The 16,301-nt window shown below is 63.0% G+C and carries 14 protein-coding genes and 1 pseudogene; 12 read left to right on the top strand and 3 right to left on the bottom strand.

What is annotated here, in order from left to right; translation table 11 throughout:
* The 12 genes and pseudogenes from ACP7CJ_RS22645 to ACP7CJ_RS22590 form a co-directional block, all read left to right on the top strand.
* Positions 1 to 113 (top strand): transposase (locus ACP7CJ_RS22645; protein WP_036984840.1); only part of this gene is annotated, 113 nt, incomplete at its 5' end.
* Between the two features lie 24 nt (positions 114 to 137).
* Positions 138 to 1,010: pseudogene (locus ACP7CJ_RS22640) on the top strand (dermonecrotic toxin domain-containing protein); the annotation flags it as partial.
* Positions 1,011 to 1,174: 164 nt separating this feature from the next.
* Entirely contained in the window at positions 1,175 to 1,525 is a 351-nt protein-coding gene (locus ACP7CJ_RS22635; protein WP_276197849.1) for a hypothetical protein, read from the top strand.
* 147 nt (positions 1,526 to 1,672) lie between these two features.
* Positions 1,673 to 2,632 (top strand): AAA family ATPase, encoded by a 960-nt coding sequence (locus ACP7CJ_RS22630; protein WP_017739127.1) that lies wholly within the window; start codon positions 1,673 to 1,675, stop codon positions 2,630 to 2,632.
* 5 nt (positions 2,633 to 2,637) lie between these two features.
* Positions 2,638 to 3,570: a DUF58 domain-containing protein gene (locus tag ACP7CJ_RS22625; protein ID WP_276197936.1), complete on the top strand. Its 933-nt coding sequence runs from the start codon at positions 2,638 to 2,640 to the stop codon at positions 3,568 to 3,570.
* On the top strand, positions 3,567 to 4,061 hold the full coding sequence (locus ACP7CJ_RS22620) for a DUF4381 domain-containing protein (RefSeq protein ID WP_276197848.1): 495 nt from the start codon (positions 3,567 to 3,569) through the stop codon (positions 4,059 to 4,061). The genes ACP7CJ_RS22625 and ACP7CJ_RS22620 overlap by 4 nt, the downstream gene beginning before the upstream one ends.
* Complete coding sequence (locus ACP7CJ_RS22615) at positions 4,054 to 5,142, top strand: vWA domain-containing protein (protein WP_276197847.1); 1,089 nt, start codon at positions 4,054 to 4,056, stop codon at positions 5,140 to 5,142. Before ACP7CJ_RS22620 ends, ACP7CJ_RS22615 begins: the two co-directional genes overlap by 8 nt.
* Entirely contained in the window at positions 5,139 to 6,878 is a 1,740-nt protein-coding gene (locus tag ACP7CJ_RS22610) for a tetratricopeptide repeat protein (RefSeq protein WP_426102072.1), read from the top strand. The genes ACP7CJ_RS22615 and ACP7CJ_RS22610 overlap by 4 nt, the downstream gene beginning before the upstream one ends.
* Positions 6,875 to 8,515: a BatD family protein gene (locus ACP7CJ_RS22605; RefSeq protein WP_426102070.1), complete on the top strand. Its 1,641-nt coding sequence runs from the start codon at positions 6,875 to 6,877 to the stop codon at positions 8,513 to 8,515. The genes ACP7CJ_RS22610 and ACP7CJ_RS22605 overlap by 4 nt, the downstream gene beginning before the upstream one ends.
* A 413-nt stretch (positions 8,516 to 8,928) precedes the next feature.
* The gene (locus ACP7CJ_RS22600; protein ID WP_426102068.1) at positions 8,929 to 10,170 is read left to right on the top strand and encodes an exonuclease SbcCD subunit D C-terminal domain-containing protein; all 1,242 of its coding nucleotides are present in this window, start codon (positions 8,929 to 8,931) and stop codon (positions 10,168 to 10,170) included.
* Positions 10,167 to 13,805 carry an AAA family ATPase gene (locus tag ACP7CJ_RS22595; RefSeq protein ID WP_426102066.1) on the top strand — a complete coding sequence of 1,213 codons (3,639 nt, stop codon included), beginning with the start codon at positions 10,167 to 10,169 and terminating at the stop codon, positions 13,803 to 13,805. The genes ACP7CJ_RS22600 and ACP7CJ_RS22595 overlap by 4 nt, the downstream gene beginning before the upstream one ends.
* Positions 13,802 to 14,395 (top strand): glutathione S-transferase, encoded by a 594-nt coding sequence (locus ACP7CJ_RS22590; protein ID WP_426102064.1) that lies wholly within the window; start codon positions 13,802 to 13,804, stop codon positions 14,393 to 14,395. The genes ACP7CJ_RS22595 and ACP7CJ_RS22590 overlap by 4 nt, the downstream gene beginning before the upstream one ends.
* 45 nt (positions 14,396 to 14,440) lie before the next feature.
* Here the strand turns inward: ACP7CJ_RS22590 and ACP7CJ_RS22585 are convergent, their stop codons facing one another.
* From ACP7CJ_RS22585 to ACP7CJ_RS22575, 3 genes are all read right to left on the bottom strand, one after another.
* Positions 14,441 to 14,620 (bottom strand): hypothetical protein, encoded by a 180-nt coding sequence (locus ACP7CJ_RS22585; protein WP_247407075.1) that lies wholly within the window; start codon positions 14,618 to 14,620, stop codon positions 14,441 to 14,443.
* 155 nt (positions 14,621 to 14,775) lie between these two features.
* Positions 14,776 to 15,951, bottom strand: a complete 1,176-nt coding sequence (locus ACP7CJ_RS22580; RefSeq protein ID WP_426102062.1) for a lactonase family protein — start codon at positions 15,949 to 15,951, stop codon at positions 14,776 to 14,778.
* Positions 15,938 to 16,225, bottom strand: a complete 288-nt coding sequence (locus tag ACP7CJ_RS22575; RefSeq protein WP_276197840.1) for a DUF5629 family protein — start codon at positions 16,223 to 16,225, stop codon at positions 15,938 to 15,940. Before ACP7CJ_RS22575 ends, ACP7CJ_RS22580 begins: the two co-directional genes overlap by 14 nt.
* Positions 16,226 to 16,301 lie beyond the last annotated feature (76 nt).

The following is a 16,301-nucleotide window of genomic DNA, read 5'->3' as shown; positions in this document are numbered from 1 at the left end:
AGTTGGAAGGAATAAACAATCGAATAAAGGTGATCAAGCGTATGGCGTATGGTTACCGGGATAGCGAATTCTTTTTCATGAAGATCAAGAGCGTCTTTCCCGGTAATCCGTGAAGAACCTATAAAAAGCCATACGACACGTACATTGATCACTATTGGGACACGAACCGAAAAGCATATCCGACGCGTATAAAGTTTAATTTCTTACACGCCGCCAGCCAGCAATATCACCATCACTCCCTAAGCAAGGAAGACCTGCGCCTCGCTGAGCGGGCAGCCGCAACGCCACACGGCAAATCATTCGCACAACTCACACCTGACGATCTCAACACGCCCTACCAGCCAGACCCTGACCTGGAAATAAAACTCCTCAGTTACAGCTGTGCCCAGTCTTCAGACGTATTCTATGTTCGAGACAAGAAAACCCAGAGAACGCTGCTCTTCATGCCAGGCAACGCCCCTAAAATCATTCCGTCCGACTCACCCAAAGAAATGAATAAGTGGCTCGGCGCACACATTGCCGACCCCAATAATGAACACTCATTTTTAAGTCATTTCCTTATGGACGACGCACCCAGCACCCTGTTTTATGGCGGCATTCAAAAGCGCTTGCAGATCCACCAACACCTGGCAAAAGAACAAGGTGCCGCTGCTTACTACGAACGGCTCCACGCTTGGAAAGAGGGCGGCATGTTCGCCGGAAAGACAGTGGACGACCCCTTCAAGGAAACGCAGAAACGCACCGAGTCTGCCACTCGATCAGACGCGTACTATCAATTCGTGCTCAATACAGACCATACAAAAAACACCGTCATCAAAGCGTTGGGGTATCTGAGTTTGGGCACCACAGTGCTCGCGCCACTAGGGTTCGCATTTCCCCCTGTAGGTTATTTACTGACCGCCGTCTCGTTAGCGGCGGGATTGGGGCGGGTAGGTATCGGAATAGATGACACTGTCAATAACCGGCCGGGGGACCTGATCGCATACTCGACGGAGCCTGGCGAACCGTGACGCCCATCGCGACAAGTGCACTTGGCAACGCCGCGGCGCCCTTCGCCAACGCGGTTAAAAACTTTTCACTCAAACCATGACGCACGGATTGAATTCATACCGACATAAATATGGCCGCAGTGGCAGAATCCTGCTTTTGCGGCCAATAAACTCATAGGACTGCCATGCAATTGATCACGACCAACCTGATCGTCAACCCATGTGACGACGAAGAAGACAACATGGCCATGCTCTGCTGCCACGGTCAAAGCGGCGAGATGTTCATGCTGACCCGCTACCCCGATGAAGATGAAGTGGAGCTGACCTGGGATTACGAGCCGTCAACCCTGGATGGGCTGAAGGTCACGCTGAGTGACACGACGTTACGGGTAGAGCTGGCAGCGGGTGATGCCGACGCAATGGGTGGCAAGGATCACCTGGAGATCACCCACGCCACAGCCGCATCGGACCTGGCCGAGGTGGAGGAAACCTTGCAAAACATCCTCAAAGGCACTGGCACCTACGTCCGGGCGTGATTACCTCCCACACAAAATTCCTACAGGTTTTGCCAAAAATACTCGTTACGCCGTTAGTCGCCACCCCCCTCGATGCATTAAAGTAAGCCTCCCAAGCCCGGCGTTGCTTCTCGACCACCGGGCTCATCTCTCCAGGAACCGTCATCGATGGAACATCGTGAAGCGCTGCTTGCGCTGCGAACTTTTCTTTCTACGCAGATTCTCGGCCAGGAAAAACTCATCGATCGCCTGTTGATCGCCTTGCTTGCCGACGGCCATATGCTGGTAGAAGGCGCGCCGGGCCTGGCCAAGACCAAGGCCATCAAGGAGTTGGCCGAAGGCATTGAAGCGCAGTTCCATCGTATCCAGTTCACCCCCGACCTGTTGCCCGCCGACATCACCGGTACCGAGATCTATCGCCCCGAAACCGGCAGTTTCGTGTTCCAGCAAGGACCGATCTTTCACAACCTGGTGCTGGCGGACGAAATCAACCGCGCCCCGGCCAAGGTGCAGTCGGCCTTGCTCGAAGCCATGGCCGAGCGCCAGGTCAGTGTGGGCCGCAGTACTTACGAGCTGTCGCCGCTGTTTTTGGTGATGGCCACGCAAAACCCCATCGAGCAGGAAGGCACCTACCCGCTGCCCGAAGCCCAGCTCGACCGTTTCCTGATGCACGTCAAGATCGGTTTCCCGGACGCTGCCGTGGAGCGGCGCATCCTGCAGCAGGCCCGTGGCGAGGCGCTCAATGGCGAAACCAAGCCCGAGCGCCGCGTCAGCCAGCAGGCGATCTTTGCCGCTCGCAAGGAAATCCTCGGGCTGTACATGGCCGATGCGGTGGAGGAATACCTGGTGCAACTGGTCATGGCCACACGCACCCCAGCCAAATTCGACCCGGAAATGGCCGAGTGGATTGCCTACGGCGCCAGCCCACGCGGCTCGATCGCCCTTGACCGCTGCGCCCGTGCCCATGCCTGGCTGGCCGGGCGAGACTTCGTCAGCCCGGAAGATATCCAGGCGGTGCTGTTCGACGTGCTACGCCATCGCATCATTCTATCGTTCGAGGCCGAAGCCGCCGGGATTGACCAGGACCGCGTCGTGCAACGCATTCTCGACGTCGTTGCCGTCGCTTGAAATCGATAAACGCAAGCTTGGGAATCCGCGTCACGCTCGGCGAATTGATTGAGATGCGCCACCGCGTGCGCGAAGTGCAGCTGTTTTCCACGCCGAGCCAACGCAGCCCACTGATCGGCCTGCACCACTCCAAGCTGCGCGGGCGTGGAGTCGACTTCGACCAGGTACGCGTCTACCAGGCCGGCGACGATGTGCGCACCATCGACTGGCGCGTGACTGCGCGCACCCAGGAGCCGCACACCAAGCTGTTCCACGAAGAGCGCGAACGCCCGATTTTCATCATGGTCGAGCAAAGCTGCCGCTTGTTTTTCGGTTCAGGACAGATGTTCAAGTCGGTGCTCGCAGCCCAGGCGGCCAGCCTGATCGGCTGGGCGGCGCTGGGGCATAACGACCGTGTCGGCGGGCTGGTCTTCGGCGACAACGAGCACTACGAAATCAAACCGCGACGCAGCAAGCAAAGCCTGCTGCAACTGCTCAACCGCCTGGTACGGGTCAACCAGAGCCTGAACACCGAAAGCAGCCCCGAAACCGACGCCTTGGGCATGGCCCTGCGCCGTGGCCGTGAAGTGCTGCGCCCGGGCAGCCTGGTGATCGTGATCTGCGACGAGCGCGCACTGACCGAAGGCGCCGAACAACAACTGAGCCTGCTGTCACGCCACTGCGACCTGCTGCTGTTGCCGATCTCCGACCCGCTCGACCATGCCCTACCCGCCGCCGGGCTGCTGCGCTTTGCCGAACGCGGCGCGCAACTGGAACTGGACACACTGAACGTCGATTTGCGCCAGGCCTACAAGGCCCAGGCCGAAGCGCGTATCGCACGCTGGGAGCTGCTCGCGCAGAAACTGCGGGTATTGCTGATGCCCTTGAGCACCCAGAGCGAAATGGTCGAGCAACTGCGCGAATACCTCAACTCGCAACGCCCGGGTAAAAAGCAATGAGCAGCCTCGACCAACTGCAACCGCTGATCGCCCCGCCTGCGATCGGCTTCTGGCCGCCCGCGCCAGGCTGGTGGCTGTTACTGCTGGTGATCCCGCTGCTGGGCTGGGGCGTGTGGTCGCTGCGCCGTTTCCTGCCCACGCGGCGCCCGGTGTCCCGCGCCGAACAACCGCTGGACCCGCTGCGCATCACCGCCCTGGCCGAACTGGCCCTGATGCCCAAACCCTACGACGGCGCGCCGGCCGGCGCCTGGTTGCAGCAACTTAATGGCTTGCTCAAGCGCCTATGCCGCAACGACTACCCCTACAGCCAGAGCCACACCCTCAACGGCCGCAAATGGCTGGCGTTTCTCGATAACCGCTGCCCCGCCGCCGGCCTCACGCGCTGGATGGTGCTGGTGGAAGGCGCCTATAAGCCCGAATGCAAACTCGACGACAAAGCCATCGCCGGCCTGACCCAGGCGGTCGACACCTGGATTCGCAAACATGTTTGAGTTCGCCTGGCCGTGGATCTTCGCCCTGTTGCCACTCCCCTGGTTGATGCGCCTGCTGCTGCCGGCAGCCGACAGCGGTGAGCCAGCGCTGAAAGTCAGCTACCTCAGCGACCTCGAAGGCCTGGCGGGCCGCCGCGCCCGCTCGAACCTGCCGGGCTGGCGGCAACAGGCGCCTTTCGTCGTGCTGTGGCTGCTGCTGTTGAGCGCCGCCGCCCGCCCGGAATGGCTCGGTGAACCGCTGCCGATTGCCGCCAGTGGCCGCGATTTGCTGGTGGCCGTGGACGTGTCCGGCTCCATGGATTTCCCCGACATGCACTGGGAGGACGACGACGTCAGCCGCCTGACCTTGGTCAAGCACCTGCTCGGCGATTTTCTTGAAGGGCGCGAAGGCGATCGTGTCGGCCTGATCCTGTTCGGCAGCCAAGCGTACCTGCAAGCGCCGCTGACCTTCGACCGCCGCACGGTACGCACCTGGCTCGATGAAGCGCGCATCGGCATTGCCGGCAAGAACACCGCCATCGGTGACGCCATCGGCCTGGCCTTGAAACGCCTGCGCCAGCGCCCGGCGCAAAGCCGTGTGCTGATCCTGGTGACGGACGGCGCCAACAACGGTGGCCGGATCGACCCACTGACCGCCGCGCGCCTGGCCGCTGAAGAAGGGGTGAAGATCTACCCGATCGGTATAGGCGCCGATCCTGAACAAACCGGCTCCCTCGGCATTCTGGGCGTCAACCCGAGCCTGGATCTCGACGAGCCGGCGCTCAAGGCTATCGCCGAGGCTACCGGCGGCCGCTACTTCCGTGCCCGCGATGGCGCAGAGCTGCAAGCGGTCAAGGAGACCCTCGACCAACTCGAACCCGTCGAACAGCAACCCACCCAGGCCCGCCCGGCGCAGGCGCTGTACAGCGCCCCCCTGGCATTGGCGCTGATCCTCAGCCTGTTGCTGGTGGTGCAGGAGCGCTGGCCGAACAACGCTCTGCAACGGCTGTTCAATAAACTGTCGAGCAAGGGGCATTTTCTGCAACAGCACCCTGAATGGCGCCAGCGCCTCAAACGCCTGCGTTTGCGGAGGCGTCGATGATGGACCTGTGGCCGCACTGGTTCCGTCCCTGGTGGCTGTTGCTGCTGCCGCTGCTCGGCTGGTTGCTGTGGCAACTCTGGCATCGACAAAAACGCGCCGGGCGCTGGCAGATGATCCTGCCGCCGGCGTTCCATGCCGTGCTGCTCAGCGGTGGCAACGGGCGCGAAAGCAAATCGCCGTGGGTAATCCTCGGTATCGCCTGGCTGCTGGCGGTGCTGGCCTTGCTCGGCCCTAGTTGGCAGCGGGTGGAACAGACCAGCCAGAAGCCTTCCGATCCGCTGGTGGTGCTGCTCGAACTGACCCCGCAAATGCTCGCCACCGACAGCCCGCCCAGCCGCCTGGAACAGGCGCGGCGTAAGCTGTATGACTTGTTGCAGGCGCGCAGCGACGCACAAACCGCCATCGTCGTGTATGCCGGCAGCGCCCACACCCTGGTGCCGCTGTCGGACGACCTGGCCACCAGCCGCAATCTGCTCGAAGCGCTACGCCCCTCGTTGATGCCTGAACCCGGCCACCGTGCCGACCTGGCCGTGGAGAAAGCCCTGGACCTGCTCAAGCACGGCGGCCTCGGCCAGGGCCGGTTGTTGCTGATCGGCTCATCGCTGTCCAAGCAGGAGCGCCAGGGCATCCGCTTGCTGCTGCAAGGCGGCCAGGCGCCAAGCCTGTCGATCCTCGGCATCGGCAGTCGCGAAGGCACCCCGGTGACCCTGGAGAGCGGCGAGTTCCTCAAGGACGAACAGGGTGCAATCCTAGTACCGCGCCTCGACAGCCCGACCCTCAAAGCCTTCGCCGACGAAATGGGCGGCCGCTACCGTGCCGCGCGCCTGGACGACAAGGACCTGCGCCAACTCGGCATGCTCGACGCACCGCAAGCCCTGCGCAACGACGGCCAACTGCTGCACCTCGACACCTGGGCCGACCAGGGTTACTGGCTGCTGCTGCCGCTGTTGCTGCTGGCGGCCTGCGCCGGGCGCCGTGGCTGGCTGTTCTGCCTGCCATTGCTGCTATTGGGCGTGCCGCAACCGAGCTATGCCTTCGAACTCCAGGACCTGTGGCTGCGCCCCGACCAGCAAGGCCAGTACCTGCTGAAGAAAAAACGCCCCGCCGAAGCCGCCGAACACTTCAAAGACCCACAATGGCAAGGCGTAGCGCTGTACGAGGCAGGTAACTACGCCGAGGCCATCAAGCGCTTTGCCGAGGGCAGCGACGCCTACGCCCACTACAATCGCGGCAACGCGCTGGCCAGGTCCGGTGAACTGGAAGCGGCCATCGACGCCTACGAGCAGGCGCTGGAAGCCCAGCCTGATCTGCTGCCGGCCCTGAAAAACAAGGCACTGGTGGAAAGCCTGATACAGCAACAGGCGCAGCCCGAGTCGACCAAGCCTGCAAAAAACGAAGATGACGAAACCACCCAACCCGGCCAAACTGCGCAACCGGGCACCAGCGGGCAAAGTGCCACGAGTGGCGAGCCATCGTCCCCCAGCCAGGGCGAGGCCGGCACCGGCGATACCCAGGCCGGCGCCACGCCACAAGCGGGCGGCAATGACGTGCCAGGCAGCGAACTGGGGGATGAGCAAACCACCACCCCGCCGCTGCGCCCGAGCGACGCCAGCCTGGACGGTGAACATCGCCAGGCCCTGGAACAATGGCTGCAGGAGATCCCGGACAACCCCGGCGAACTGCTGCGCCGCAAATTCTGGTACGAACAGCAACAGCATCAGGACAAGACTCGATGAGCCGCCGCACCACCCTTCTGCTTCTGCTCGCGCTATCGGCAGGCCACGCCCAGGCGGCGAACCTGGTCGCGAGCGTCGACCGCAGCCGCCTCAACGCCGGGGAAACGGTGGAACTGACGGTGGAATCCAGCGACGTCACCCAGTTCGGCAAACCTGACCTGTCGCCGCTGGATGCGCAGTTCGAAGTCAGCGGCACCCGCCAGATCAACCAACTCACCACCCTCGGCGGCGATAACCACGCCACCACGCGCTGGATCATCACGCTGCTGCCAAAGGAAAACGGCACCGTGGTGATCCCGCCGTTGCAAGTGGGTGAATACACAACCCAGCCGATCAGCCTGCAAGTGTTGGAAACCACCAGCCAGGACACCAACGCCGAACTCGCGCCGGTGTTCGTCGAGTCCAACCTCGACCAGAACAGCGTGTACGTTCAAGCCCAGACACTGTTGACGGTACGCGTGTATCACTCGGTGTCGCTGTACGACGACAGCAGCCTCACACCGCTGCAGATTCCCGATGCGCGTATCGAGCAACTGGGCGAATCGCGCACCTACGAGAAAGTCATCAACAGCATTCGCCATGGCGTGATCGAAACCCGCTACGCGATCTACCCGCAGCACAGCGGCAGCCTGACGATTGCGGCGCAAACCTTCAGCGCAACCTTGGTGGAATCGCGCCCGCCGCAGGAGAACACGCTGCAAGGCACCAAGCCGGGCAAGCTGATTCACGTCAGCACCGCGCCCATCGAGTTGACGGTCAAACCCAAGCCCGAGTTGTATCCCGCCGATGCGCCGTGGCTACCGGCACGCAGCCTGACCCTGAGCGAAAACTGGAACCCCGAGCCGGACCACGTGCAGATCGGCGATTCCCTGACCCGCAGCTTGACGGTCAAGGCCGAAGGCCTGTCCAGCGCACAACTGCCGGGGCTGCCGAGCGCCGAGATCAATGGCCTGCGCCGCTACCCGGACCAACCGGTACTCGGCAACCAGAACAACGACCGTGGCCTGATCGGCAGCCGTGAAGACCGCGAAGCGCTGGTACCCACCCGCGCCGGCGCCCTGGAATTGCCGGCGGTGGAAGTGGTGTGGTGGAACACCCATGAAGACCACCTCGAACGCACCAGCCTGCCCGCCCGCACCCTGCAAGTGGCGAATAACCCGAGCCTGGTGGTGGACACGCCTGCCACACCGACCGTCATCACCGCCCCCGACGATAGCCGCCTGTGGCTGTGGCAACTGAGCACCCTGATCCTCGCCTGCACTACATTGCTGGGTTTCGGCCTGTGGTGGCATGCGCGTCGCCAACCGGCGGTGCAGCGCGCCGCACAAACCGGCCCAAGCCCGCGCACCCTGCTCGACGACCTCAAGCGCGCGACCCAGGCCAACGACCCCCAGGCCACCCGCCAGGCCCTGGACGCCTGGGCCCGGCAACAACCAGAAACCCTGGCCGACATGGCAGCGCGCTTCGTGCCGCTGTCCGACGCGCTGGACGGCCTGAACGGCGCGCTGTACAGCGAAAGCGGCCACTACTGGCTGGGTGAAGAACTGTGGCGCGCGGTAAAAGCCATCCCGATGGCCGAACGCGCGCAAGACCCGGCCACCGATACCACCAGCTTGCCGCCGCTGTATCCCAAATAGCCGATCTGATACGTCACGAATCGAGAGTCGGGCCGGGTGGTGGGCCAGTCAACACTGAGCAAGCGGACCCACCGCCACCCCGATAGCGGTGTATCAGTCAATTATGATGTCGGCTGACACGCCGCCATCGGGGGCAAGCCCCCTCCCACACTGGATCTGCGTCGCCTGATCGGCATGGCCCGAACCCTGCCTGACCGCGCCCCGGATTGCCTGCCAGCCAAGACATAACGCACACCGCGCCCCCCTGTGGGAGGGGGCTTGCCCCCGATAGCGGTGTATCAGTCAATTAGATGTCGGCTGACATGCCGCCATCGGGGGCAAGCCCCTCCCACACTGGATCTGCGTCGTCTGGAGCAGCCCGCTCGCAATACAGGTAAACTGCCCTCCTTTTCATCTTCTCCACGGAGCTCGCCTTGCGTCTGTTTCACACCTCCGACTGGCACCTTGGGCAAAACCTGCATGGCCAGGAACGCGACTTCGAACACGCCTGTTTCCTCGAGTGGCTGCTGCGCCAGCTCGGCGCGCACACGCCGGATGTGCTGTTGATCGCCGGCGATATCTTCGACACAGTCAACCCGCCGCTCAAAGCCCAGGAGCGCCTGTACGATTTCATCATCAGCGCCCACGAACAAAACCCCGCTCTCACGATTGTGATGATCGCCGGCAACCACGACTCCGGCTCGCGCATCGAATTGCCCGCACCGTTGATGCGCCGCTTGCGTACCCACGCCTTGGGCCGGGTGTTGTGGCTGGATGACGGGCAACTGGACGCCGAGCGGTTGCTGATCCCGCTGCCCGGCGCCGACGGCAAGATCGCCGCCTGGTGCCTGGCGCTGCCATTCCTGCGCCCGGCGGAAGTCACCGGCGCGCAGTTGGGCGACGATTACCTGCGCGGTATCGGCCAGGTGCATGAATGGCTGATTGCCGCAGCCAACGCCAAACGCGAGCCGGGCCAGGCGCTGGTTGCCATCAGCCACGCGCACATGGCCGGCGGTTCGGTGTCGGAGGACTCCGAGCGCAGCCTGATCATCGGCAATGCCGAAGCGCTGCCCGCCAGCCTGTTCGATGCCAGCGTCAGCTATGTAGCCCTCGGCCATCTGCACAAGCCGCAGCGGGTCAACGGCGAAGAACGCATTCGCTACAGCGGCTCGCCGATCCCGTTGTCGTTTTCCGAAATCGGCTACCAACACCAGATTCTCGACGTGACCTTCGACGGCGAAGCCCTGGTCAACGTCGAACCGCGCCTGATCCCTCGTTCGGTCAACCTGCAACGCCTGGAAGCCGCGCCCCTGGCCGACATCCTCAAGCAGCTCGATGACTTGCCCGACATCGACCTGCTCGCCGAAACCCAGCGCCAGCCCTGGCTGGAAGTGCGGGTACGCCTCGACGAACCGCAGCCCGACCTGCGCCAGCAAATCGAAACCGCCCTGCAAGGCAAAGCCGTGCGCCTGGTGCGCATCGCCGCCGAGTACGCCGGCAAACGCGGCAGCGACGACTCGAACGACGAGCGCTTGATCGAACTCGACCAGCTAACCCCTCAGGAGCTGTTCAGCCGCGCCTGGCAGGACAACTACGGCAGTGAAGTGGATGAACAGACCTTGAAGGATTTCGCGGTGCTGCTCCAGGAAGTGCAACAGGAGGGCGAACAGCCATGAAGATCCTCGCCATCCGCCTGAAAAACCTCGCCTCCCTGGCCGGCCCGTTTGAGATCGACTTTACCGCCGAGCCCCTGGCCAGTGCCGGTTTGTTCGCGATTACCGGGCCGACCGGCGCGGGCAAAAGCACCCTGCTCGACGCGCTGTGCCTGGCGCTGTTTGGTGCCGTGCCGCGCCTGGGCGATACCGGCCAGGCCAAGATGCCCGACGCCGACAGCGATATTTCCATCGGCGACCCGCGCACACTGCTGCGTCGCGGCACCGGCGGTGGTTATGCCGAGGTGGATTTTGTCGGCGTCAACGGCCGCCGCTACCGGGCGCGCTGGGAAGCCAACCGCGCCCGCGACAAAGCCAGCGGCAAGTTGCAGAACAGCCGGCAGAGCCTGATCGACCTGGACAGCGACCAACTGCTGGCGAGCCAGAAAACCGAATACAAGACCCAACTGGAATTGGCCCTGGGCCTGAACTTCGAGCAGTTCACCCGTGCTGTGTTGCTGGCGCAAAGCGAGTTCAGCGCCTTCCTCAAGGCCAACGACAACGAGCGCAGCGAACTGCTCGAAAAGCTCACCGACACCGCGCTCTACACCCTGCTCGGCCGTCGCGCGTTCGACAAGGCCAAGGACGCCAAGGACGCCCACAAACAACTGCAGGACCAGGCCACCGGCGTGGTGCCCCTGGCCCCGGAGGCCCGCGCCGAACTGGACCAACAGTTGGCCCAGGCGCAACAACAGCTCAAGACCGAGCAAGCCCAGCTCAAGCAACTGGAGCTGCAGCACACCTGGCTCAAGGAACTGCGCGAATGGCAGGAGCGCAAGCTCAGCGCCGTCGAACAGTTACAGCAAGCCCAGCAACACTGGGACAGCCAAGGTCCACAGCGCGAAGACTTGAGCCGCCTGGAACAGTTGGCACCGCAGCGCCATCAATTCGCACGCCAGGCGGAACTCGACACCGTGCTTACGCCGCTGGCGGCGCACATTCAAGCGCATATCGAGCAGCAAACCGATCTGCATGAGCGCCAGGAACACGCCCAACAGCAGCAGGCATCCGCCCAAACGGCGCTGGCAGCGGCCCTGAAAGATCAGGCCGACGCCGTGCCTTTGCTGCGCCAGGCCTTCGAGGAACAGAACACCCTCGCCCACTTGACCAAGGAACTGGCCAAGCGCAGCGAGGACCAGCAACAGCACGAAACGGCCTGCGCCGAAGGTCAGGCCTTACTCAAGGGCTTGCAGGAAAAGCACAGCCACGTCGCCGAGCGCCTGCAACGCCTGGCCACCGGCCTGGAACGCAGCGCCGCCCTCGCGCCGTTGAGCGAGGCCTGGAACGCCTACCGCGACCGCCTGCAACAATTGATGCTGATCGGCAATCGCCTGAACAAGGGCCAGGCCGAACTGCCGCAGCTTGAACAGCGCGCCACCGCCGCCGCCGAGAAGTTCGCCCAACAACGCGACGCCCTCGACCTGCTGTACCAGGAAGCCGGGGCCGAGCCTCACGCCGTCGCCGAACAGATCCAGTTGCTTGCCAGCCTGCTGCAAGACAATCGCAAGCAGCAACGCGCCTTTGAAGACCTGACCCGGCTGTGGGACAGCCAGCAACAGCTGGACGAGCAAGCGGCCTTATTGACGCAGAAACTGTCAGACGCCCAACAACAACGCGACCGGTTGAACCAGACCGGCCTGCACACCAAAGCCGAACTCACGGTCGCCGAACAAACCCTGACGGTGACCAAGCAGTTGCTGGAGCGCCAGCGTCTGGCGCGCAGTGCCAGCGTCGAAGAGTTGCGCGAGCAATTGCAGGATGGTCAGCCCTGCCCGGTGTGCGGCAGCCATGAGCATCCGTATCACCAACCCGAAGCGTTGCTGCACAGCCTCGGTCGCCACGACGAAAACGAAGAGGCCATGGCGCAGCAAGCCGTCGACAGCCTCAAGGAAAAACTCACCGAACTGCGCGGCGAAGTCGGCGGCTTGATCGCCCAGCAAAAGGAATTCCTGCAACAACAGGAGCAACTGACGACGCAACAGCACGCCCTGGCGCCCAGCCTGGACGCGCACCCGCTGTCGGCCTCGTTGTTCAATCAGGACGCCGCCCGGCGCAGCGACTGGCTGGCCCAGCAGCTTAGTCAACTGACGCAAAACATCAGCCAGGACGAGCAACGCCAAAGCGCGCTGCTCAACCTGCAACAAAACGCCGGGCGCCTGCAGCAACAGCTACAAGCGGCCCAAGACGCCGGCCAGCAAGCCCGACAGTTACTGATCGACCAGCAACGCGAGCTGGCCAACGACCGCGAACGCCTCGACGAAGAACTGCAGGCCTTCGCCAGCCTGTTGCCGTCCGAGACCCTGGAAGGGCTGCGCAGCGAACCGGCGGCGACCTTCATGCTCTTGGACCAACAGGTCAGCCAGCGTCTCGAAGAGCTGGCCCACCAGCGCGATGAACTGGCCGAGCAACAAGCGCGTCAGCAGGCGATCGAGAAAGCACACACCCATCAGCAGCATCGCCAGCAGCAGCTCGACGCGTTGCGCCAGCAGGTCAGCGAACTGGCCGCTCAGCAACACGCGGCCGAGGAAAAACTCAGCGGCCTGCTCGGTCAGCACCCGCGTGCCGAAGACTGGCAACAGCAACTCGAACAGGCGGTGGCGCAGTCACGCCAACGCGAAGCCGACGCCAACCAACAGGTGCAGGACATCCGCAACGCGTTGATCCAACTGGCCGCCGACCTCAAGGCCCAGCAGGACCGTCAGCACACGCTGCAAGCCGAACAGCAAGCGCTCGCGGCGCGCTTGCGCGAGTGGCGCGCCCTGCACCCCGAACTGGACGACGCCGGGCTCAAGCGCCTGCTGGCCTTCGACGACGCCCACGCCAGCGCACTGCGCCAGCAGCTACACAGCAGCGAAAAAGCCGTCGAGCAAGCCAGTGTGCTGCTGCAGGAGCGCGAACAACGCCTGGCCGAGCACCAGGCGCTGCACAACGGCAACCTGCAAGCAGAACAGTTGGACAGCAGCCTGGCGGCGCTCAACCAGCAACTGGCCGACGGCGAAAAACACTGCGCCGAACTGCGCGCGCGGCAATCCGAAGACCAGCGCCGCCAGGACGCCAACCACGCCCTGGACGAACAGATCGCCAAGGCCTATGACGAATGGCAACGCTGGGCGCGCCTCAACGCGCTGATCGGCTCGGCCACCGGCGACACGTTCCGCAAGATCGCCCAGGCCTACAACCTCGATTTGCTGGTGCACCACGCCAACGTGCAACTGCGCCAACTGGTGCGCCGCTACCGCCTCAAACGCGGCGGCAGCATGCTCGGCCTGCTGGTGATGGACACGGAAATGGGCGACGAACTGCGCTCGGTGCATTCATTGTCCGGCGGCGAGACGTTCCTCGTCTCCCTGGCGCTGGCGCTGGGCCTGGCATCGATGGCGTCGAGCACCTTGAAGATCGAGTCGCTGTTTATCGACGAAGGTTTCGGCAGCCTCGACCCGGAATCCCTGCAGTTGGCCATGGACGCACTGGATGGCCTGCAAGCCCAAGGCCGCAAGGTGGCGGTGATTTCCCACGTACAGGAAATGCACGAGCGCATCCCGGTACAGATCCAGGTCAAGCGCCAGGGCAATGGTTTGAGCACCGTGGAGGTGAAGTGAGCGAGGCGCTGCTGTACTCGTTTCGCCGTTGCCCCTATGCGATGCGCGCCCGCCTGGCCTTGCGCTATTGCGGCGTGCCGGTGCGGATTGTCGAAGTCAGCCTCAAGGCCAAGCCGGCCGAGATGCTCGCGCTGTCGCCCAAAGGCACGGTGCCGGTGTTGAGCGTCGACGGCCGGGTGATCGACGAAAGCCTGGACATCATGCGCTGGGCCTTGGCGCAAAACGACCCGCAAGACTGGTTGCTCGAGGGTGATCCTGCGGTACTGGCGCTGATTGCCGAGAATGACCAGGGCTTCAAACATCACCTGAATCGATACAAGTATGCCGAACGCTACCCGGAGCAGCCGATGGAACATTATCGAGCCGAAGGTGAGGTGTTTTTGCAGAAGCTGGAGGGGTTGCTGGCAGACCGCGCGTATTTGCTGGCCGATCACCCAAGCCTTGCGGATATGGCCGTGGCGCCGTTTGTGCGGCAGTTTGCGCATGTCGATCGGGCGTGGTTTGCGCGCACGTCATACCGGCGGGTGCAGGCGTGGTTGCAATGGTTTCTGGACTCGCCGCTGTTTATCGCGGTGATGGCAAAAACCTGAATCGGTCTAACTGAGTGTGGGAGCACGCCTGCTCCCACATGTCGCTCAGTACTGGGTTTTGTGATCCAGTGCTGCGTAGAAGTTGGCACTCTGTTGCAGGTATTTCTGGGTGTAGGCGCTGGTGCTGGATTGTTTGCCGATGACGTTCACGCTGGCGGCAGCCGGCAACGCAACAGTGGCGGAAACAGCAGAGGCGGCGATGATCGAGAAGAGATTGAAGTTCATGTCGGTAACCCTTGTGTTCGTTTGGTTGAGTGGCCGTGGAGGCCTTGGAACTCAACTTACGCCCGAGGGTTGGGCCTTAGAAATGCTTTGAAACAGTAGCTGTTATCAATCGAATTAATAAAGAGGATCAGGCCCCGCTGCGCGGGGCCTGTGGCTTATTGACGCAGCAGGAACTTGAGGTCGCTGGGCGCATCGATCGGCAGTTTTTGCACGGTTTTACCGAGCAGGCCGGTTTTGGGGTCGCGTTCGACCACCACGATTTCATTGCTTTTCTGGTTGGCGATCAGCAGGAACTTGCCGCTCGGGTCCAGGCTGAACTCGCGCGGGTGGTCGCCTTCCACGGAACGGCGCTGCAGTTCCTTGAGGTGTGCGGTGGCCGGGTCGATGCTGAACACCAGCAACTGATTGGCCGTGCCGCGATTGCTCACATACAGGAACTTGCCATCGCTGGAGGCGTGCAACGCCGCGCCGGCCTTGTCGGCCACCGGTTGCCCGGCGGCGAAGTCCACCAATTGGGTTTGCTTGAGCTGGCCGTCGTGGTAATCGAACACCGCGACCTGGGCGCTCATCTCGGTGGTCAGCCACGCGTGTTTACCGTCGGCGCTGAACAACAAATGACGTGGACCGCTGCCCGGTGGCAAGGGCACCGACGCCGGGTTGGCCGGGGTCAGAGGCCGTTCCGGGTTGGCCTTGGGGTCGTAGTGGTAGGCAAACACCTTGTCCGCGCCGAGGTCCTGCACAAACACGTACTTGCCATCCGGCGACGGCACCACCGAATGCACATGGTTGGACGCCTGGCGCTCCGGGTTGACCCGGCTCGCCGGGTGCCCGCTCAACTGCACCGGCGCCGACAACTTGCCTTGGGCGTCCAGCGGCAGAATCGCCAGGCTACCGCCCGGCTCTTCGAGCACCGAGTAATTGGCGACGAACAGGTAGCGGCCATCGGCGGCCACGCTGGAATGCGTCGGCTCGCTGCCCAGGCTTTGTACCTGGTTGATCAGCGTGAGCTGATGGTTCTGCGGGTCGATGCGGTAGCTGCTGACGCGACCGACCGCGTCCTGTTGGCCGGGGCCGTTTTCATTCACCACAAACAGATGCTGCTGGTCTTTGGAGACCGTCAGCCAGGACGGGTTGGCCGCTTTCGCCGCCAATACCGGCTTGCCCTGGAACTGCCCGGTGCGGCTGTCGAATTGCAGACGATAGATCCCTTCGCTGCTGCCCGCGGTGTAGCTGCCGACCAACAGTTCATAGGTGTCGGCCGGTGCCGCCTGCACCGACATCGCCCCGACGCTGCCCGCCATCAACAAGGGCCAGAACTTACGCATCAGCATCCGCTTCATCCTCATCATGGTTATTGCCGGTGACGGCACTCATGCAGACCAGGCGGTGCTCGCCCACATCACCGGTCAGCGTCCAGCTTTGCAAGGTCTCATCGAAGACCGCCGCCTGCAGCTGTTCCAGGCTGAAACTCCAACGTTTTTGCACACGGCCATCCATGGCGATGATCAGCAGCTGTTCATTATCCAGGGTGAAGTCGAAGGCGTGCAGCCCGTCGATTTCAAGCATGTCGCTGGTGGCAAGGACGGCCGTCAAAGTAGTAGTCATCACAGTCTTTCATCAGGTTCAAAGGGCTAATGATAGGCCACTTTGGCGCCGGGGCCTAAAACCATAACCGGCTACC

Origin of the sequence: Pseudomonas sp. PSPC3-2, assembly GCF_049897085.1 — a bacterium.
Taxonomy (GTDB): Bacteria; Pseudomonadota; Gammaproteobacteria; order Pseudomonadales; family Pseudomonadaceae; genus Aquipseudomonas; species Aquipseudomonas paraveronii.
Note: the sequence above shows the minus strand (reverse complement) of the source record. Positions and strands in the feature narration are given on the sequence as shown.

Bases quoted from the DNA above. Each gene is read 5' to 3' on its own strand.
- ACP7CJ_RS22585 (WP_247407075.1), bottom strand. From the start codon at position 14,620: ATGAACTTCAATCTCTTCTCGATCATCGCCGCCTCTGCTGTTTCCGCC.
- ACP7CJ_RS22630 (WP_017739127.1), top strand. From the start codon at position 1,673: ATGGAACATCGTGAAGCGCTGCTTGCGCTGCGAACTTTTCTTTCTACG.
- ACP7CJ_RS22635 (WP_276197849.1), top strand. From the start codon at position 1,175: ATGCAATTGATCACGACCAACCTGATCGTCAACCCATGTGACGACGAA.
- ACP7CJ_RS22575 (WP_276197840.1), bottom strand. From the start codon at position 16,225: ATGACTACTACTTTGACGGCCGTCCTTGCCACCAGCGACATGCTTGAA.
- ACP7CJ_RS22595 (WP_426102066.1), top strand. From the start codon at position 10,167: ATGAAGATCCTCGCCATCCGCCTGAAAAACCTCGCCTCCCTGGCCGGC.
- ACP7CJ_RS22620 (WP_276197848.1), top strand. From the start codon at position 3,567: ATGAGCAGCCTCGACCAACTGCAACCGCTGATCGCCCCGCCTGCGATC.
- ACP7CJ_RS22615 (WP_276197847.1), top strand. From the start codon at position 4,054: ATGTTTGAGTTCGCCTGGCCGTGGATCTTCGCCCTGTTGCCACTCCCC.
- ACP7CJ_RS22605 (WP_426102070.1), top strand. From the start codon at position 6,875: ATGAGCCGCCGCACCACCCTTCTGCTTCTGCTCGCGCTATCGGCAGGC.
- ACP7CJ_RS22610 (WP_426102072.1), top strand. From the start codon at position 5,139: ATGATGGACCTGTGGCCGCACTGGTTCCGTCCCTGGTGGCTGTTGCTG.
- ACP7CJ_RS22580 (WP_426102062.1), bottom strand. From the start codon at position 15,951: ATGCTGATGCGTAAGTTCTGGCCCTTGTTGATGGCGGGCAGCGTCGGG.